Origin of the sequence: Variovorax sp. PCZ-1 (assembly GCF_018413605.1) — a bacterium.
Taxonomy (GTDB): domain Bacteria; phylum Pseudomonadota; class Gammaproteobacteria; order Burkholderiales; family Burkholderiaceae_C; genus JANMDU01.
On the sequence record NZ_JAHCDN010000001.1, the window covers coordinates 1390066 to 1410604 of the forward strand.

Consider the following 20539-nt stretch of genomic DNA (forward strand, 5'->3'; position numbering starts at 1 on the left):
AAATGCCTCAAAGAAGCCTATTGCCGGCATGAAACCTGCGCGGATAGCTCACCTTTTGATAGTGGTTACAAATCGCTGGGTGCGAGGGCAAAAATCGGGGCGTTTGACTCAGGTAACATCTCATCTTTGCCAATAAAAACAACAGTTTCACAGGTTCCCCGTGCGTCTTAATTCGATCAAGCTTTCTGGTTTCAAATCCTTCGCGGAGCCCACCAATTTTCTTCTGCCAGGCCAACTCGTTGGCGTGGTGGGGCCCAATGGTTGCGGCAAATCCAACATCATGGACGCGGTGCGCTGGGTGCTGGGCGAGAGCCGGGCATCTGAGCTGCGCGGCGAATCCATGCAGGACGTGATCTTTAACGGCACAACGACGCGCAAGGCCTCCAGCCGCTCCAGCGTGGAGCTGGTGTTTGACAATGCGGATCACCGCGCGGGCGGCCAATGGGGGCAGTTCACCGAGATTGCTGTCAAGCGTGTGCTCACGCGCGATGGCACATCCAGCTACTACATCAACAACCAACCCGTGCGCCGCCGCGATGTGCAGGATGTGTTCCTTGGCACGGGCTTGGGCCCTCGCGCTTACGCCATCATCGGCCAGGGCACGATCAGCCGCATCATTGAATCTCGCCCTGAAGAGCTGCGCCTGTTTTTGGAAGAGGCTGCGGGTGTCTCAAAATACAAAGAGCGCCGCCGTGAGACGGAAAACAGATTGACCGATACACGCGAGAACATGACGCGTGTGGAAGACATTCTTCGTGAACTGAATGCGAATCTGGAAAAGCTGGAGAAGCAAGCTGAAGTAGCTCAAAAATACAAAGCGCTGCAAGAAGGCATCAGCCTCAAACAGCAGCAACTTTGGTTTTTGAAGCGTGCAGATGCTGAAGCCGAGCAAGGCAAGGTTGAAACCGATCGCCAAGCTGCTGTGAATGCGCTTGAATCGCGCATTGCAGATTTGCGCAAGATTGAAAGCGAGCTGGAGACGATTCGCCAAGCGCATTACGCAGCCGGCGACAGCGTGAACCAAGCGCAGGGCTTGCTCTATGAAGCCAGCGCTGAAGTGGGAAGACTCGAAGCTGAGATTCGCTTTGTAGTGGAAGGCCGTCAACGCATTGAATCGCGCTTGACACAGATCAAAGAGCAAGCGCTGATGTGGGCAACGCGCAAAGATGAGTCTGCCGCAGAGATCGAAACCCTGGCTGCGCAAGCCGCTGATGGCGACGAAAAATCTGCCTTACTAGCCGCGCAATTTGAAGAGCAGGGCAATCGTCTGCCAGAGCTGGAAGAAGCTTTACGCGCTGCGCAAGGCAAGGCCAATGAGCAACGCAGCGCTGTGGCGCAAGTGCAGCAGCAAATTCAGGTACTCGCTGCCGATCAACGCAATATCGAAGAACAAAGCCGCAATCTCACGCTGCGCCGTGAGCGCTTGCATGCGGATAAAAATGCACTGGCTTCTCCCGATGAGCAGCGGCTCGTGAACCTGACTGCACAGTTGGCTGCTGCGACGGAAAGCAAAGATGTGGCCGAAGCGCGCTTGCATGAGCTGCAAGAAAGTTTGCCGCAGCTCGATGAAGACCGCCGCACCAAGCAAACCACGCTGAACCAAGAGTCTGCAAAAAATGCAGATTTATCAGCACGCAACGAGGCGCTGAAAGCCTTGCAAGACAAAGTCAAAACGGATGGCAAGCTCAAGCCTTGGCTGCAAAAGCATGGTTTGGATTCGCTGGCTGCTTTGTGGACTAAGCTGCACATCGAGCAAGGTTGGGAGCAAGCTTTGGAAGCTGCGCTGCGCGAGCGCATGATGAGCTTGGAAGTGGGCAAGCTGGAGACGGTGCGTGCTTTTGCACAAGATGCGCCACCTGCAAAGCTCGCTTTTTATTCTGCGCCGCAAGCTGCGATCCCTGAAAAAGCTTCAGCGTTGCCGAAATTGGTCGACCTGCTGCGCGTGAACGATGCTGGTCTCAAAGCACTTCTGAGCAGCTGGTTGCATGGCTGCTACACCGCGCAGAGCGTGGAAGATGCCTTGGCTGCACGCGAGAAGCTGCAAGCTGGTGAAGTGATTTATGTCAAGAGTGGTCACTGCGTCAGCCCTTACAGCGTGAGCTTTTATGCGCAAGATTCAGAGCAAGCCGGCTTGCTCGCGCGGGCGCAAGAGATTGAAAATATTGAGAAGCAATTGCGCGCGCAAGCCTTCATCGTGGAAGAAAGCCGCAATGCACAACTCAAAGCCGATGCGCAATACAACGATGCTTCTTCGCGCTTGGTGACTGCGCGGCGCGAAGCGGCAGAGGGCACACAGCGCGCGCATGAGTTGCAGGTGGAAACGCTAAGGCTCACGCAATTGGCCGAGCAAACCCGCGCACGCGCCCAGCAGCTCAGCGGTGATTTGCAAGAGGTGGACGATCAATTGCAAGATCTGCAAGAACGCAAAGCGGCTGCCGAAGCCAAGTTTGAAGAGCTGGACATGCAATTGGCGGACAGCCAAGAGCGGCATGCCCAACTCGATGAGCGTGTGATTGAATCGGAGCGCAAACTCTCAGAAGCGCGCGAGCAATTGCGTGGCTTGGAGCGCCAATCGCAAGAAGCCACATTCGCATTGCGCAGTTTGGAAGCGCGCAAAGGCGAGCTCTCCCGTGCGATTGAAACAGCAACTCAACAAGCTGCTTCGTTGCAAGAGGAAAACACTCGCGCCGGCGATGAGCTGCAGCGCCTGTCTGATGTGGCTGCGCAAGCCGGCTTACAAAGCGCTTTGGCTGTGAAGATGCAGCGCGAAACCACACTTGGCGCTAAGCGCAGCGAGTATGACGATTTGACCTCCAAGCTGCGCGCTTCCGATGAGCGCCGCTTGCAACTCGAGCGTGAGCTCGATCCGCTGCGCCAGCGCATCACTGACTTTCAGCTCAAAGAGCAGGCCGCCCGCATTGGCTTGGAGCAATACACCCAGCACCTCACGGAAGCCAATGCCGATCTCGAAGCCTTGGCCAAGAGCATTACTGAAGGCAATGTGAAGCTCAGCGGTTTGCAGGGCAGCATCGATCAATTCCAACGCGACGTGAATGCGCTAGGCGCAGTGAACTTAGCTGCACTTGAAGAGCTCACAGCTTCACGCGAGCGCAAGACTTTCCTTGATGCGCAAATGGCTGATCTGAACGAAGCCATCACCACACTGCAAGATGCCATCATCAAAATCGATGGCGAAACCCGCGAGCTGCTGCAAGGCACGTTCAACACCGTCAACGAGCATTTCGGAAAAATGTTCCCCGAGCTCTTTGGCGGCGGCAATGCCAAGCTGATGATGACGGGCGATGAGATATTGGATTCTGGTGTGCAGGTGATGGCGCAGCCACCCGGCAAGAAAAATCAAACGATTCATTTGCTCTCCGGCGGAGAGAAAGCCCTCACGGCAATTGCCCTCGTGTTCGCCATCTTTATGCTCAATCCGGCGCCTTTCTGTTTGCTCGATGAGGTGGATGCCCCGCTGGATGATGCTAATACTGAGCGCTACGCAAAACTCGTGGCTTCCATGAGCAAGAAAGGCACGCAGTTCCTCTTCATCAGCCACAACAAGATCGCGATGGAAATGGCTGAGCAATTGATTGGTGTGACGATGCAGGAGCAGGGCGTTTCAAGGATTGTGGCGGTGGATATGGAAGCGGCCACCAAGATGGCGGAGTTGACTTGAACAACTTGACTTTAGGTCTCGCGGTGCTCGGAGGCATTGTTCTTGCCGGTGTAGTAGCGCATAGCGCATGGTCTCAGCGGCGAAATGCACCTCGCGTGGCGCAACCAGAATCCGTGCCGCCGCAGACACCCGTGAATCCAGATCGTACCGAGCCTGGCTTTGATGCCGAAGGTTTTGAGCAGCCCTTGGCTTCCAAATTGAACAATGATTTCGAATCCAACCTGATTCCGCTTGGGGCCAATTGGGTGGTCGATAAAAAGCCTGCGCTGGATGCCTTGATCGATGCGATGGCAAAGATTTCCTTGGATGAGCCGGTATCTGGCGAAGCTGCTTTAGCGGCATTGCCAGCCACGCGGCGAGTGGGAAGCAAATCATTTGCGATTGAGGGTTTGAATTTGAATGCTGAGTGGGAAAACCCCCGCTCGGGTGAGCGCTACAGCGCTTTCCAAGCTGGCGTTCAGCTGGCCAGTCGCACAGGCGCTTTGAACGAGATCGAGTTTTCTGAATTCGTGCAAAAAGTGCAAGCTTTTGCTGATGTGTTTGGCGGCGAGGCAGAGTTTCCTGAAATGCATGATGAAGTGCTGCGCGCGCGTGAGCTCGATCAATTTGCCAGCAGCCATGATGCGCAACTGGGCTTCACCCTGCGCGCAAAAAATGTGGCTTGGAGCACAGGCTATGTGCAGCAGCATGCTGCTCGCCAGGGCTTCGTTGCTGGCGCGATTGCTGGGCGAATGGTACTGCCAGCCACTGTACAAGGCATGCCCCCTATTTTGTCGCTCAATTTCGATACGCAAGCCGCGCTGTCAGACGATCCAGAGCAATCCGCTCTGCGTAGCTTGGATTTGGCTTTGGATGTACCTCAAGTAGATCGCAGCGAGCGGCCTTATCCGCGCTTACGTGATGTGGCGATTGCATTGGCCGCGAGCATGGACGGCACCATTACCGACACCCAAGGCCGCATGATCACGCGCGATGCGATGGATGCGATTGGCTCGGAGCTGGAGCAGCTGTATGACACGCTGGAAAGCCGCGATCTGGCGGCTGGGTCGGCTCAGGCGCGGCGTTTGTTCAGCTGATACTTCCGTTTTGCCATGTCAACTTTTGATCTGTTTTCAGAAGAAAACAAGCCTCTCGCCGGCATGAATACTGCGCAAGCAGCTATTCATTCGATAGCAATTGCAGATGATGCTTCTGCATCACCTATCGCACGGCGCGACGCCATGCATGCTTTTTTGCATCATCACGCACACCAGTATTACGTGCTCGATGATCCACAAATCCCCGATGCGGAATACGACCGCGTGTTTAAGTTGCTTCAAGCACTTGAAGCGCAGCATCCTGAATTACTCACACCCGATTCGCCTACCCAGCGTGTGATCGGTGCGGTGATGGACGGTCTCTCGCCTGTGCGCCATGCCATTCCTATGCTTTCGATTCGTACGGAGACGGATACCGAAGCCAGTGGCGCAGAAAACTTTGATGCGCGCATTCGCAAAGAGCTTGAACTCGCCGACGATGCGCCGCCCGTTGAATACGTGGCTGAGTTGAAGTTCGACGGCTTGGCCATGAGCCTGCGCTATGAAAACCGTATCCTCGTGCAAGCCGCCACGCGAGGCGATGGCGAGACGGGCGAGGATGTGACGCACAACATCCGCACGATTCACCAGATTCCTTTGAAGCTACCAGCTGATGCACCGCCTTTGCTGGAGGTGCGCGGAGAGGTGTATATGCGTCGCGATGAATTTGAAGCGATGAACGAGCGGCAGCGCGAGAAGATTGCTGCGGGCGCGAAGGGTGAAAAAACCTTTGTGAATCCGCGTAATGCGGCTGCAGGCGCTGTGCGCCAGCTTGATTCCAAAATTGCTGCGCAGCGCCCCTTGAGTTTCTTTGCCTACAGCTTGGGTGAGGTAGCCGAAGGAGTGGTTTTTGAAAGCCATTGGCAAGCCCTGCAAACCCTGAAATCATGGGGTTTTCCGGTCTCAGATGGCACAAGACAAGCGCGAGGTGCTACTGAATTAGTAGCGTATCACCGGCGCATTGCCGCTGAGCGAGATCAGCTGCCTTTTGATATTGATGGTGTGGTGTACAAGGTGAGCAGCTTCGCGCTGCAAAAACGCCTAGGCTTCGTCACCCGCGAGCCGCGCTGGGCTGTGGCTCACAAGTATCCTGCGCAAGAGCAGATGACTACTGTACTGGCCATTGATATTCAAGTCGGTCGCACAGGTAAGCTCACGCCAGTCGCTAAGCTCGCGCCTGTGTTCGTGGGCGGTGTCACAGTAACGAATGCCACGCTGCACAACGAAGGCGAAGCACAGCGCAAGGATGTGCGGGTGGGCGACACGGTGATCGTGCGACGCGCAGGCGATGTGATTCCTGAAGTTGTTGGCGTGGTGCTTGAAAAGCGCCCCGATGATGTGAGCGAACCGCTCAACATCTATAAGCGCCTCAGTGGCCAATGCCCTGAATGCCAAAGCGCGATTGCGAAAGAAGAAGATGAGGCCGATTGGCGTTGCACAGGAGGCCTGTTCTGCCCCGCACAACGCAAACAAGCGATTCTGCATTTCGCTCAGCGCCGCGCACTAGAAATCGAAGGCTTGGGCGACAAACTCGTTGACCAACTTGTCGATGGAGGCGTGATCAAAACCTTGCCTGATCTTTATCGCCTCGGCCTCACATCGCTTGCCACACTGGATCGCATGGCCGAAAAATCTGCGAAAAATATTCTGGCCGCCCTAGAGAAATCCAAGCAAACCACGCTCAATCGCTTCCTCTATGGTTTAGGTATCCGTCAGATCGGCGAAGCCACCGCACGTGATCTGGCCAAGCACTTCGGCAGTTTGGATGCCATCATGGATGCCACTGAGGAGCAGCTGCTAGAAGTCAACGATGTCGGCCCTATCGTCGCCCACAGCCTGCGTACGTTCTTTGAGCAGCCACACAACCGAGAAGTGATGGAGCAGCTGCGAGCTGTGGGTATCACATGGGAAGAGGGCGAGCCGGCCGTGCGCGCCCCGCAAACCTTGAGCGGTAAAACCTTCGTGCTCACCGGCACGTTTCCAACGCTCAGCCGCGATCAAGCTAAAGACATGCTCGAAGCTGCAGGCGCGAAAGTCTCTGGCAGCGTGAGTAAAAAGACCAGCTATGTGGTCGCAGGCGCAGATGCGGGCAGCAAGCTTGATAAAGCCACTGAACTGGGCGTGACCGTGATAGATGAGGCGCAGATGCTGGCCTTGCTAGCGTCAGGTGCGCCGTCGATCAGCTCGGCAGCTTAGCTGGAGAGCCAAGCTACGCCACTTCATGAGCGCCAAGTCATGAGTGCTTAGGCCGCATCGGTTTGTGAAGTGCTGGCGCGAAACTGCAATGCAGCCAGTTTGGCGTAAACACCGGCCTGGGCGATGAGCGCTTCGTGTGTCCCGATCTCGACGAGCTGGCCCTTTTGGAGCACAGCAATTCGATCTGCCTTTTGAATCGTTGCCAAGCGGTGCGCGATGACCAGTGTGGTGCGGCCTTGCATGGCGCGCTCCAAAGCGGCCTGCACCATCTGCTCACTTTGCGCGTCAAGCGCACTGGTGGCTTCGTCGAGCAGAAGGATGGGCGCGTTTTTGAGCATCGCGCGGGCGATGGCCAGGCGCTGGCGTTGGCCGCCAGACAGGCGCACGCCGCGCTCGCCTAGGAAGGTGTCATAGCCTTCTGGGAGCTGGCGGATGAAATCATCGGCAAAGGCATCTTTGGCGGCTATTTTCACTTCTTCATCGCTGGCGTCAGGGCGGCCATAGCGGATGTTTTCGAGGGCACTGGCAGAAAAAATCACCGCGTCTTGGGGCACGACAGCTATTGAACTGCGCAGAGCTGTTAAGGAAAGCTCTTCAATGCGTGTGCCAAAAACCTCGATGCGCCCCTGCTGAGGTTCATAAAAGCGCTGGAGGAGTTGGAAGACGGTCGTCTTGCCTGCGCCGCTCTCGCCTACGAGGGCAAGGGTTTCACCGCGCTGCACTTTCAAGTTGAGCGCTTGCAGCGAAGCCTGTGCCGGGCGAGAAGGATAGTGAAACGTGGTCGCTATAAATTCAATAGCATTCTGCGCAGATTCCACGCCGTGGAAATCAATATTTAAGGGTTTATTTTGCTTGGAAACAATACGCTCAGGCGCATGCAAAAGCTCCATCAAACGCTCGGTCGCGCCCGCAGCGCGCAGCAAATCGCCATACACCTCACCGAGCACGGCAAATGCGCCGGCAAGGATGATCACATAGACCACAGTTTGTCCTAAGTGCCCAGCACTGATATAGCCTGCGACGACGGCCTGCGTGCCTTGAAACAAACCCCAGAGCAGGGCAGCAGAGGTGGCAATGATGATGAAGGCTACAAGGGCTGAACGCATCATCGAGCGGCGCACAGCGGTTTGGAAGGCGCGCTGGGTGGAGGCATCGAAGCGCGAGGATTCGCGGTTTTCAGCGGTGTAGCTTTGCACCACGGGAATCGCATTGAGCACTTCAGCGGCGATGGCGCTGGAATCGGCCACACGATCTTGGCTCGCGCGTGAGAGCTTGCGCACGCGCCTGCCCACCAGCAACACAGGCAGCACGATGAGCAGCAAAATACCGAGCACCGTGATCATGACTCTGGGATTGGTCCACACAAGCATCGCCAGCGCGCCAATGCCCATCACCGCATTGCGCAGCCCCATAGAAAGCGAGGAGCCCACCACCGTTTGCACGAGCGTGGTGTCCGCTGTTAAGCGTGAGAGCACTTCGCCGGTTTGCGTTGTTTCAAAAAACTCTGGGCTTTGGCGCAGCACCTTCGCATAGACGGCGTTGCGCAAATCTGCGGTGATGCGCTCGCCCAGCCAGCTCACTGTGAAAAAGCGCGCAGCGCTAAAAAGCCCGAGCGCGACCGCGACTAAAAACAAATCGAAGAAATGGCCGCGCAACGCGAGCAATTGCGCGGCTTTGGTGGCATCGGATGAGTTCGCCTTCAAACCGCCATCGATCAGTTCACGCAATGCAATGGGAAATGCCAAGGTTGCTGCAGCTGCAAGCACCAAGAAGAGCAGGGCTAAGGCGATTCGGCTGGAGTAAGGCTTGAGGAAAGGAACGAGGCCGCTCAGAGATTGTGGAGAACCCGTGGCTGGTGCTTTGTCGGGCATAGGTATAACTCAGTATTTGATAGCGTGATGCGCATATTCTATGCCGGCGAGGTGCCAAAACGGCATCCAATGCCCTGCTATCGCGGCTGAGCTCTTAGCGCCGAAACAAAACAATGATCAGGCTCGTAGCGAGCAGGGTGCAAGTTATTCCCAAGCCATACACCCAATTTTGTAGTTTTTCGTTGCGATGGTGTAGGCGAATAGCTGCCTCTTTCACACGCTGGAGTTTGGCGATTTGTTGCTTGAGATTGCTGCGCTCGCCACGTACGGATTCAAGCAAATTAAACAAGCTTTCGATTTGCTTTTTTTGTTCGGGCGCGGCAACGGGTGCTGGTGCGGCCACCACAGCGGGTTTGAATTCAGGGCGATCGATGCGAGCAACTCGCACCATTTCATCGAAACTGCCTGGCGTGGTGCTGCCGTAGAACACATCGGCCGCACTTTCGCTGTTAAAGCGAGAGTCGTCTAGCATTTGATCCAGGGCTGCGAATTGATCACTGCGACCAGACAGCTGCGCTTTCTTGGCCAGGGTAGGTTCTACCAAACGCACCATTCCGAGATTCACCAGCTCAATCAGCAAATCACTCACGTCGCCAAAACCTTTGAGCGTTTGGGTGTAGAGATTCACAGGCTGGCCACCATCGATAGCCAACAACAAAACCCTCAGGCGGCGTGGCATCTGGCGAGGATCACTTTTGACAATTTCATTGCCACGATCCGTGCGAACAACCACATAGGTTCCAAGCAAAGCCAGCTCTGATTTGGTCATTAACGACATGAGTGAAAGCCTGAAGAATGGATGATGCAGCTATATGTACATCCCATTATGAAGGAGTTTCTATTTGTAAAAAACAGTTTTCACTCAAAAATTTCGCAACATGTCTTTTTGATACACACTCCTGTGGATTGCGGGAGATCGCGTTACAAATCAATGAGATGTGAACTCAGATGGAAATGAAAACTTTAAATTGACAAATTCGAAAAAAGTCTATTAATGAGTCTTCTTTGAAATATTGGCTGGCTGCGACCTAGGCGCCTCCATAAATCAAGCCAATTCAGCAATCAACTCAATTTCCACGCAAGCGCCCAGCGGAATTTGTGCCACACCAAAAGCACTGCGGGCATGTGCACCCACTGCTGCGCCAAACAATTGCCCAAGCAGCTCGGAGCAGCCGTTGGTGACGATGTGTTGCTCGGTGAAATCAGGGGTGGAGTTGACCAAGCTCATCACTTTGACGATGCGTTTGATTGTGTTGAGATCACCAGAGGCTGAATGCAGAACAGCCATGAGCTGGATCGCGCAATTGCGAGCCGCAAGTTTGCCCTCTTCGGTGTTGATGTTTTTACCCAATTGGCCGACCCAAACCGCGCCATCTTTGCGCGCAATCTGGCCAGAGACGAAGATGAGCTTGCCAGTTTGCACGAAAGGCACATAAGCGGCAGCAGGCGCAGCCACAGGGGGCAATTCAATACCGAGTTCTTTGAGTTTGTCGTAAACGCTCATGAGGGATGCTCCGTTGGATAATGAAACTGAAAAACAAAACCGCATCGTAGCGGAACAACATAACAACCCTAGCCCGCAAATGCTGTATTTTTCGCTGCCGCTTCTTGCCTTCGTGCTCGGCTGTGCTGTGCAATTGCAGCAGCGAGAGCTATTTTCTACTTGGATTTATGGTGCTTTTGGGCTGTTTGCCGGCGTAGTTACTGCGCGGAGTGCTATTCAATTCATAGTAAAGCCTATCGAGCCGCAGGCCAATATCACGCGTATGCATGCAGCCGCTGGATTGCTGATCCTGTGCATTGCTGCGGCTGTATTGGGTTTTACGCAAACTGGTTGGCGTGCAGCAGCCTATGCCAGCCAAGCTTTAAGTGCCAGTTTGGAGGGGGCAGACATTCGCATCACTGGCGTGATCGCGGCCATGCCGCAGCGTGATGAGTCGGGGATGCGCTTCAGGCTGGATGTGGAGTCTGCACAGCTTTTGAAAGAAGGCGATGCCGTGCATGTGCGGCTTGCGCCGCGAGTTCAGCTGTCTTGGTATCGCAGTTTGCCGCGCCTGTCCGAAGATGCAGCCATCATGCCGTTTGCCGAATTGCAATCAGGCAGCGGAGAGATCAAGGCGGGCGAGCGTTGGCAGATGGTGGCGCGGCTGAAAGCGCCGCATGGCAATTTGAACCCCCATAGTTTTGATTACGAGCTCTGGCTATGGGAGCAGGGCATAGCTGCTACGGGCTATGTGCGCGCCACACCGCGAGAGGCCGCAAGAGGCGATGGGCCGGTGAAGATCGGTGAAACTTGGCAGCATCCCTTGGAGGCCGCTCGCCAAAAGGTGCGCGATGCCATTTTTGAGCGCGTGAGCAGCCCTCAGCTTGCAGGTGTGGTGGCAGCGCTGGCGGTGGGTGATCAAGCGGCCATTGAGCGCGCGGATTGGGATATCTACCGTGCGACTGGCGTGGCGCACTTGATGAGCATTTCTGGCCTTCATATCACCATGTTTGCCTGGGGAGCAGCGCTGCTCATCGGCAGCCTCTGGCGGCGCAGTATGCGGCTGACCACCTGGCGGCCAGCTCAGCATGCCGCGCTGATCGGCGGCGTGGTGCTGGCTACCGCGTATGCACTGTTTGCAGGTTGGGGCGTTCCAGCACAGCGTACGGTGTGGATGCTTGGTGCTGTAGCCATTTTGAAGCTCTCAGGCAAGCAGTGGCCATGGCCTTTGGTTTGGTTGCTCGTTCTCGCGTTGATCGTGGCCTTGGATCCTTGGGCGCTGCTGTCGGCAGGTTTTTGGCTCAGCTTTGTCGCGGTAGGTATTCTGTTTGCTTCCGATGCAGGGCGGGATCGCTTGCATTCCGCTCATGCGCCACAGAGCATGTGGCAGCGTTTGCAAACCATGCTGCGCGAGCAATGGGTGATCACGCTGGCGCTTGCCCCTTTGAGTCTGCTCTTGTTCAACCAGGTGTCCTTTGTCGGTCTTGTGGCCAATGCGCTAGCGATTCCTTGGGTCACATTGGTCGCCACGCCGCTGGCTTTGCTGGGCGTGATCGCACCGCCTGCTTGGGAGGTAGCGGCACTGTGTGTGCAGGCCATGGGCGTGATGCTCTCTTGGCTTGCGCAGTTGCCATTTGCTACAGTTTCAGTAGCATCTAGCGCAGGTCTCTTGCCGGCGATAGCCATTTTTGGTGCATTACTTTTGGTGCTCAAGCTGCCTTTGCCGCTGCGCTTTGCAGGCGCAGTCATGATCTTGCCCATGCTGCTGGTGAGCCCACCGCGCCCCGCGCAGGGGGAGTTTGCACTGCTGGGTGCAGACATTGGTCAAGGCAATGCCATCCTCGTGCAAACCGCGAATCACAGTTTGCTCTATGACACAGGCCCGCGCTTCTCGCGCGAGAGCGATGCGGGGCAGCGCACACTCGTTCCCCTGCTGCGCGCCTTGGGAGAGAGGCTGGATGTGCTCATGATCTCTCACCGTGATGCGGATCACATTGGCGGCGCGGCAGCTGTGCTCAAGATGCAGCCACAAGCACGGCTGATCAGCTCCATCGAGGCGGAGCATGAGCTGCAGCAGATCCGAACAGCTCAGCGCTGCGAAGCTGGCCAGCGCTGGCAATGGGATGGCGTGGATTTTGAAATCTTGCATCCGCAGCCTGCGGACTACGATCTCAAGCAAAAACCCAATGCCATCAGTTGTGTGCTTCGCATCAGCAATGGCAAGCAATCCGCGCTGCTCACTGGCGATTTGGAAGCCACACAAGAGCTTCGCTTGGTGAGTGATCAAGCGAAGCTGAAAGCAGACCTGCTGCTCGTGCCACATCACGGCAGCAAGACATCATCTAGGCCAGAATTCCTAGACGCTGTTCAGGCTCGCATTGCTTTGGTGCAAGCTGGCTACCGCAACCGATTTCAGCATCCCGTGCCCGAGGTGATGGTGCGCTATCAGGAGCGCGGTATCCAGGTGATCGACAGCGCCCGCTGTGGCGCCGCCCATTGGCGCAGCGCAGAGCCGCAGACCATTCGCTGCGAAAGAGATATGCACAAGCGCTACTGGCATCATCGTCTGCCTTGATGGCAGCTTGTCAGCACAGCAGCTGAGTTGGCATCAAATGAAATCAAACAGGCCTTACTTTCCGTCACGCTAACGACTTATTTCTTCACTACGCTTTCGTGAAATTTAATTCGATCGGAGTGCGGTGATGATTTCTTTTCTCGGTAGGTGTTTTGCGCGAAGCCTGCGCTATCTGGTCATCTCTGGGCTGGCAGCCAGCCTGGTGGCATGTGGTGGCAGCGATGATCCTGCACCCATTGCGATCACTGACCCTGCTCCGACAGCCACTTTGGTGTTGCCTACTTGCTCGGCTGCAGTTTCAGCAGGCGCACCTTTGACAAATATCACCAGCGTGCAAGGCACGGGCAGCATCAGCCCTTTGTTGTCACAAACTGTGACAGTGCGCGGCGTGGTCGTTGGCTCATTTCAAAACTCCACCACGCCCACGACAGTGACTCAGCTCAATGGTTTCTTCATTCAGCAGGCCGTGGCCGACAGCGATCCATTGACCTCAGAAGGCTTGTTTGTCTTCGCACCTAATGTACAGAAATTCAATACTGGCGACTATGTGCAGGTGCAAGGTCAGGTCGCGGAGTTTGGCGGCGCAACAGACAGCATCACGCAGCTGTCTGGCTCCGTGACGGCAAGTCTCTGCGGCAGTGGCGTAGCGCTTGCTCCCGCACAAATCACTTTGCCATTAGCTACGGCCACGACGCTGGAGCGCTATGAAGGCATGCTGGTGCAGATTCAGCAAACATTGGCTGTGACGGAAATGTTTCAGCTGGGTCAGTTTGGCCAAATGGTTTTGGGCCTGAATGGCCGGCAATTCCACCCGAATAACGGCAACGCTGTCGTGACCAATGCGCAAAATCTGCTCGCCCGCATCGTGCTTGATGATGGTTCAAGCGCGTCCAATCCTTCACAAATTCCGTATCTAAGCGCTGCTGGCTCGGCAGGAACGCGCCGTATGGGCGATACCGTGCGAAACCTGCAGGGAGTGCTCAGCCACAATTTCGGTGCTTACCGCATTCATCCTGTGGTGGCGCCTGTCTTTACCAATAGCAATCCGCGTCCAAGTACATCACCCGCTGTGACTGGCACACTCAAAGTAGCCAGTTTCAATGTGCTGAACTACTTCACCACGCTGGGCTCGCGCGGTGCAAACAATGCTGCTGAATTCACGCGGCAGAAAGCAAAAATTGTGGAAGCGATTGCTGGCCTGGATGCCGATGTACTGGGCCTGATCGAAATCGAAAATAACAACGATGTGGCAACGCAAGATCTCCTGGCAGCATTGAATGCAAAAATGGGTGCGGGTACCTATGCTGCAGTGAACAGCGGCACCATTGGCACAGACTTGATCAAGGTCGATATTCTTTATAAGCCAGCGAAGGTCAAGCGCATTGGCGGCACAGTGTTGCCCACGGGCGCTGATTTAGCCAACTACACCACGGCCAGCGGCAGACCCCCTCTGGCGCAGCGCTTCGCTTCGGTAGCCAACGACGGTGGTTTCTGGTTCGTTGTGAATCACTTCAAGAGCAAAGGCTCTTGCCCCACTACGGGTGATATTGATGCAGGTCAGGGCTGCTGGAATCTGGCGCGCACAGCACAAGCGCAAGCCTTGAGCAGCTTTACCAGCAAATTGCAGGCTCAGGGCGAGAATGATGTGATTGTTATGGGCGATATCAATAGCTACCTGAACGAAGATCCCGTTGCTGCGCTGAAAACGGCTGGCTATGAAAGCCTGCTTGAGCGTATGCCCGTGAGTGATCGTTACACCTATGTGTTTGGTGGTGAAACCGGTGCGCTAGATCACGGCTATGCCTCGACCTCCATGCGCACGCAAGTCACAGGTGTCGGTGTGTGGCACATCAATGCTGATGAGCCTACTGTGATTGACTACAACACAGAAAACAAATCTGATGACCGTTATGCTGCAACGCCTTATCGTGCTTCAGATCACGACCCTGTAATTTTGGGTATCACGCTGGCGGCGGATGCCGCGGTGAATTTGCCAATCCTCAGTGCGGCAGTTCCCGCCAATGCTCAGGTGAGTGTTCCTTATGGCTTGACAATTACAGAAGCCGTACCTGGCGGTACAGCCAGCTTCAGCTCATTGAGCGTGAACTGGGGTGACAACACAGCCAATACGCTCACCACCGTGACCACACCGCTAGGTATCGCTCACACTTACGCTACCAGTGGCACATACACCGTCACGATCAGTGCATTGAATTCCGCTGGCCAATTGACCACTGTGACTGGCGTGGTAGTTGTGGCTAGTGCACCAGCGGCTGCACCGGATCTGTTCTTCAGCGAGTATTTGGAAGGCACTAGTAATAACAAGGCGCTGGAGATTTACAACCCCACCACGCAGACCGTGAATTTATCGAGTTATGTCGTCAAGCTTTACAGCAATGGTGGAACCACCGCAGGTAATACCTTGACGTTGACGGGTACCCTAAGTGCAGGGCAAGCTTTAGTCATTTTCAATTCACAAATGACCCTCACTTTTTCTGCCCCAGTGACGTTCACCAGTTCCGTGACTTTCTTTAACGGTGATGATGCCATCACCTTAGAAAAATCGGGTGTGGTGATTGATCGCATTGGTCAAGTCGGCTTTGATCCTGGCACGGCGTGGACAGGTGGCGCACTGAGCACTCTGGATCAAACCCTGCGTCGCAAAAGCACGATCAAGGTGGGTGACAGCAATGCCGCTGGTATATTTAATGTGACAGACCAATGGGAGGCTGCACCTGCTCCCGTGCTCAACAACGCCAGCGGCTTAGGCTCCCATACCGTCGTGCCCTGAATTTTTTCTACTCACCCTCGCTTACCCGAGGGGTTTTGTGGCTTGAAACTTGCTATCCTGTATGCAGGAGAGTTTCATGACAGCTTTGAAGTTTGACGAAATGCAGGCCACGTCCACGAGCGTTCGGCCTCACTATGCGCGGTATGACCAATGGCTCGCGCGCCAGCCCCGCGATGTGATGCGGGCGCGGCGCGATGAGGCCGAGATGGTGTTTCGCCGCGTGGGTATCACCTTTGCTGTGTATGGTGAGAAAGATGAAGACGGCGCTGGCACGGAGCGCTTGATTCCCTTTGATCTCATCCCACGTATCATTCCCGCGCACGAGTGGGCGACGATGGAGAAGGGCTTGATCCAGCGCGTCACGGCGCTTAATCGCTTCATACATGATATTTATCACAAGCAAGAGATTCTGAAAGCGGGTGTGATCCCCGCCGATCAGATTTTGCGTAACGCGCAATTCCGGCCAGAGATGGTGGGCGTGAACGTACCACGCCAGATCTACAGCCATATTGCGGGGATTGACATCGTGCGCGCGCCGGATGCGCAAGGCAATGGCGAGTATTACGTGCTGGAAGACAATCTGCGGGTGCCCAGCGGCGTGAGCTACATGCTGGAAAACCGCAAGATGATGATGCGGTTGTTTCCTGATTTGTTTGCGCAAAACAAAGTGGCTCCGGTAGCGCACTACCCGGATTTGCTGCTGGAGACGCTGCGTAGCGTTGCTCCCGCCACATCTGGTGAACCCACAGTCGTGGTGCTCACGCCAGGTATGTACAACTCCGCTTACTTTGAGCATGCCTTCCTCGCGCAGCAAATGGGTATTGAGCTCGTGGAAGGACAGGATCTGTTTGTAAAAGACGGCTTTGTGTATATGCGCACGACGCAAGGTGCAAAAAAAGTGGATGTGATCTACCGTCGCGTGGATGACGATTTCCTTGATCCGAAAGTCTTCCGCCCCACAAGCACCTTGGGCTGTGCCGGTTTGATGGAAGCCTACAAGGCAGGCAATGTGACGATCTCCAACGCCGTGGGCACTGGCATTGCTGACGATAAATCCATTTATCCTTATGTACCCAAGATGATCGAGTTCTACCTCGGCGAGAAACCCATCATCTCCAATGTACCGACCCATATGTGCCGTGATCCGAAAGAGTTGGCCTATGTGCTTGATCACATGAGCGAGCTGGTGATCAAAGAAGTACATGGTGCAGGCGGCTATGGCATGCTCGTGGGCCCAGCGGCCACGAAAGCAGAAATCGAAGATTTCCGCCGCGTGTTGGAAGCCAATCCAAGCAACTACATTGCGCAGCCTACTTTGTCTTTGTCTACTTGCCCCACTTTTGTGGAAGCAGGCATCGCGCCAAGACACATTGATTTGCGCCCCTTTGTGCTTTCAGGCAAAGAAGTTCAACTCGTTCCCGGTGGCCTCACCCGAGTCGCCCTCAAAGAAGGCTCCTTGGTCGTGAACTCGTCGCAGGGCGGGGGCACGAAAGACACTTGGGTCATGGAGGAATAAAAATGCTGAGTAGAACTGCCGATCATTTGTTTTGGATGGCTCGCTACACCGAGCGGGCTGAGAATACCGCGCGTATGCTCGATGTGAATTACCAGACCTCTTTGCTGCCGCAATCCGCAGCAGTGGCGCAGGCTGGCTGGGAGGGCATCGTTTCCATCAGCGAGCTGGAAGACAGCTACAAAGCTTGGCACCAGACCGTGAACGCCAAAGATGTGATGCATTTCATGGTGAAAAATGAAATGAATTCATCGAGCATCGTGAGCTGCATCAAGCAAGCGCGAGAGAACGCGCGCGCCGTGCGCGGCACGCTCACCACTGAGGTGTGGGAGACGATCAACCAGACTTGGCTTGAGCTCAAGCGCATGCTCAAGGAAGGCGAGTTTGAGCGCGATCCGGGTAAATTTTTTGAATGGGTGAAATTCAGAAGCCACCTCTCGCGCGGCGTGACCGTGGGCACGATGCTGATGGATGAATCTCTGCACTTCATTCGCCTGGGCACATTCCTTGAGCGGGCTGATAACACCGCTCGCTTGCTCGATGTGAAATTTCATGCGCTGCAAAGCGATTTCTACGGTGCGGCCAACGAGAAAGATCAGGAGCTGGATTTCTACCACTGGAGCGCGATCTTGCGCAGCGTCTCAGGCTTTGAGATTTATCGCAAGGTCTATCGTAATGTGATCACACCTGAGCGCGTGGCTGAGCTGCTCATGCTGCGCGCCGATATGCCGCGCTCGCTTCATGCCAGTTTAAATGCCGTGGTGGAAAATCTGCACCTTGTAGCGAATCAGCAATCGCAAGATACGCTGCGCACAGCGGGCAAGCTGCGCGCCGATTTGCAGTTTGGCCGGATCGACGAAATTTTGGCAACAGGACTACATGCCTATCTCACGCAATTCTTAGATCGCATCAACGCACTCGGCGCGAAAATCAGCCGTGATTTCTTGGTGCCGCAGAATGCCTAAGTTTGCGCGCTTTCTGCTGACCGTGCTGCTCGTGTGGCACGGTGCAGCGTTTGCGCAAACGAGCACAGCCGCTAAGCCAACACCAAGCATCACGACATCCACCAGCACCACAGCCACCAGAAAACCTGCCAACACAGGCGAAATTTTCCGATGGGTCGATAAAAACGGCAAAGTGCAATACGGCGCTGATGTGCCAGAAGATCGCCGCGCAACAGCCAAGAAGGTCGATACGCGCAGCAATATCGTCTCCTCCCGCGTACCGGCGAGCATCAGCCCGGCTGCACCCCCCGCTGCGTCTGGCGATGGCGCAGCCCCCATAGCGCGCCAGCCCATCACAGAGCGCGAAAAGTGCGAAGCTGCTTGGCAACGCTACAACGAATCCGTGGCTTGCTTCTCTCAGAATCGCCAAGGCATCAATGCAGGCCGCACCGGCACTGGCATCTCAGTCGAGGCGCAAACCAAATGCCAAAACATTACCGAGCCTGCGCCTTGCCGCTGATGCTTTTGCAGAGTTGCTCTTGATTACACTCTGTGAATGTCTTACGTCGTCACCACCCCCGAACAACAAATTGATCAGGCGCTCAATGTTGGCGCATTGCAAGAAGCATTGCAACTGGTGGCCAATGCTGAGCAGCAGCAGCCCAACAATCCAGCCATCGCTCATCGCTTTGGTATCACGCTCTTGCGCCTGAATCGTCCACATGAAGCCTTCGGAAAATTCAGCAACGCCCTGCGCCTCAATCCTCTTGCAGTAGACACACGCCTGGCCATCGCGCAGGCTTACCTCGCCATGAATGACGGCTGGAGCGCCAGCGCCTGGGTGAGTGATGCCTGCCGCGTCGCGCCCAATCATCCACCGCTGTGGATTCAGCTGGCGCAATTGCTCGCCAGCCAAAAGCGTGAGGCTGAGCTTGAGCCTGCGTTGCGCTCGGGTGTGGCGGCCAATCCTGAATCTAAGCAGATGGTGGAAGCGCTGGCTGAGTATTACTTGAACCGCAAGCGTTACGCCGATGGTACGAAGCTCTATCCCGATCTGCTTATTCTTGACAGCAAAGATCCCAAAACGCTGTTGCACTATGGCTTTTGCCTAGAGCACACACATGATCTGCCCGGAAGTATCAAGCGCTATCGTGAAGCGATTGCGCTTAAGCCGGATTTTCTGGAGGCGCATGTCGATCTCGCCGGTGTTCTCTGGCGTCTGGCTGATTACCAAGGCTCATTGCACCACGCGCAAGAGGCGGTGCGCATTGATCCGAATCACCCATTTGCAGTGCGCATCTACGGCACAGCCCTGCTGCATCTGAATCGTCTCGATGAAGCCGAGGTGCAACTGCGCCGCGCGCTCGAGCTCAAGCCTGATTTCCCCATCGCCGTGATTGATTTGGCCTTGCTCTTGCTGCTCGCCGGCAAGTTTGAAGAAGGTTGGAAGGTGTACGAGCGCCGCTGGCACGACACTGACCGCATGACGCGCCCGGCCTTCTTCCGACCCGAGCTCGAATGGAAAGGCCCCTCGCTGCAACCCGTTGCCGGTAAGCGCGTGGTGATTTATGCAGAGCAGGGCTTGGGTGATGTGATCAATTTTGTGCGCTATGCCAAGGTGTTGCAAAAAGACGGGGCCACAGTCTATTGCGTGATCCAGCCGGAGCTGATTCCGCTGGTCGAAAGCATGCCCGGCGTGATTTGCTTGAAACCCAATCTGAATATTGAAGCCGATTACCATGTGGCGCTGCTTGAGCTGCCGCTTCATTACCGCACCAATGAGGCCAATGTGCCGCGCGAAACGCCGTATCTGCATTCGCCACAAGACAAAAGCGCCGTGTGGAAAGACAAGCTCGCCAGCTGGGATGGCAAGCTAAAAATTGGCATTGCTTGGGCAGGGCATCACATCCATGCCAATCATCACAACCGCTCCATGCCGCTCTCTGAATTCAAGCCCTTGCTAGAGATGCCTGGCGCGCAGTGCTTTAGCCTGCAAAAGAGCGATGGCGGCGTGTACACAGATATCAAGCCCAGCGCCGACAGATTGGTAGACTTCACAAGCGAGTGGCAAGACTTCACCGACAGCGCCGCCATGATCGACAACCTCGATCTGGTTATCAGCATCGACAGCGCCGTGATTCATCTCGCCGCAGCCCTGAACAAACCCACTTGGGTGGCCTTACCGCCCAACCCCGATTGGCGCTGGCTCCTAGACCGCAGCGACAGCCCTTGGTATCCCAGCATGAAACTCTATCGGCGCGATCATGCAGAGGCGCGGAGCGCGCAGATGGCGCGAGTGGTTGCCGATTTGAGGAAGCTGGTAGCGCTGCGAGCTTCGAGCATCTCAGGTAGCCTTTTTTGATTGATTTTTGAAGCTTTTTAGGTGGTTTGCCGGCGTATTTACTGCGCGG

Annotated in this window: 12 protein-coding genes; 9 read left to right on the forward strand and 3 right to left on the reverse strand. The window is 55.4% G+C overall.

All coding sequences use genetic code 11. The annotated features are described in order from the left end of the window. Positions 1-160: 160 nt before the first annotated feature. The 3 genes from smc to ligA all read left to right on the forward strand — a co-directional run bounded on the left by smc (position 161) and on the right by ligA (position 6951). On the forward strand, positions 161-3679 hold the full coding sequence (gene smc / locus KIH26_RS06705; RefSeq protein ID WP_213443623.1) for a chromosome segregation protein SMC: 3519 nt from the start codon (positions 161-163) through the stop codon (positions 3677-3679). After that, positions 3676-4755: a cell division protein FtsZ gene (locus tag KIH26_RS06710; protein WP_213443624.1), complete on the forward strand. Its 1080-nt coding sequence runs from the start codon at positions 3676-3678 to the stop codon at positions 4753-4755. Before smc ends, KIH26_RS06710 begins: the two co-directional genes overlap by 4 nt. A 144-nt stretch (positions 4756-4899) precedes the next feature. Next, entirely contained in the window at positions 4900-6951 is a 2052-nt protein-coding gene (gene ligA / locus KIH26_RS06715) for an NAD-dependent DNA ligase LigA (RefSeq protein ID WP_249661118.1), read from the forward strand. A gap of 47 nt (positions 6952-6998) precedes the next feature. On the opposite strand, the gene KIH26_RS06720 is transcribed toward ligA, so the two are convergent. The 3 genes from KIH26_RS06720 to KIH26_RS06730 all read right to left on the reverse strand — a co-directional run bounded on the left by KIH26_RS06720 (position 6999) and on the right by KIH26_RS06730 (position 10326). After that, positions 6999-8822: an ABC transporter transmembrane domain-containing protein gene (locus KIH26_RS06720; RefSeq protein WP_213443625.1), complete on the reverse strand. Its 1824-nt coding sequence runs from the start codon at positions 8820-8822 to the stop codon at positions 6999-7001. Between the two features lie 94 nt (positions 8823-8916). After that, on the reverse strand, positions 8917-9600 hold the full coding sequence (locus KIH26_RS06725; protein WP_213443627.1) for a hypothetical protein: 684 nt from the start codon (positions 9598-9600) through the stop codon (positions 8917-8919). Positions 9601-9867: 267 nt separating this feature from the next. Next, positions 9868-10326 carry a RidA family protein gene (locus tag KIH26_RS06730; protein ID WP_213443628.1) on the reverse strand — a complete coding sequence of 153 codons (459 nt, stop codon included), beginning with the start codon at positions 10324-10326 and terminating at the stop codon, positions 9868-9870. 13 nt (positions 10327-10339) lie between these two features. Between KIH26_RS06730 and KIH26_RS06735 the strand changes: the two genes are divergently transcribed. The 6 genes from KIH26_RS06735 to KIH26_RS06760 all read left to right on the forward strand — a co-directional run bounded on the left by KIH26_RS06735 (position 10340) and on the right by KIH26_RS06760 (position 20490). Further along, entirely contained in the window at positions 10340-12880 is a 2541-nt protein-coding gene (locus KIH26_RS06735) for a DNA internalization-related competence protein ComEC/Rec2 (RefSeq protein ID WP_349627851.1), read from the forward strand. A 127-nt stretch (positions 12881-13007) separates the two neighbouring features. Further along, positions 13008-15671 (forward strand): ExeM/NucH family extracellular endonuclease, encoded by a 2664-nt coding sequence (locus tag KIH26_RS06740; protein WP_213443630.1) that lies wholly within the window; start codon positions 13008-13010, stop codon positions 15669-15671. Between the two features lie 76 nt (positions 15672-15747). After that, a complete protein-coding gene (locus KIH26_RS06745; protein WP_213443631.1) occupies positions 15748-17187 on the forward strand; it encodes a circularly permuted type 2 ATP-grasp protein in 1440 nt (479 codons plus the stop codon). 2 nt (positions 17188-17189) lie between these two features. Next, positions 17190-18149, forward strand: coding sequence for an alpha-E domain-containing protein (locus tag KIH26_RS06750; RefSeq protein WP_213443632.1), 960 nt, complete (start codon positions 17190-17192; stop codon positions 18147-18149). Further along, positions 18142-18648 carry a DUF4124 domain-containing protein gene (locus KIH26_RS06755; RefSeq protein WP_213443633.1) on the forward strand — a complete coding sequence of 169 codons (507 nt, stop codon included), beginning with the start codon at positions 18142-18144 and terminating at the stop codon, positions 18646-18648. The genes KIH26_RS06750 and KIH26_RS06755 overlap by 8 nt, the downstream gene beginning before the upstream one ends. A gap of 36 nt (positions 18649-18684) precedes the next feature. Beyond that, positions 18685-20490: a tetratricopeptide repeat protein gene (locus KIH26_RS06760; protein ID WP_213443635.1), complete on the forward strand. Its 1806-nt coding sequence runs from the start codon at positions 18685-18687 to the stop codon at positions 20488-20490. Positions 20491-20539: the final 49 nt, after the last annotated feature.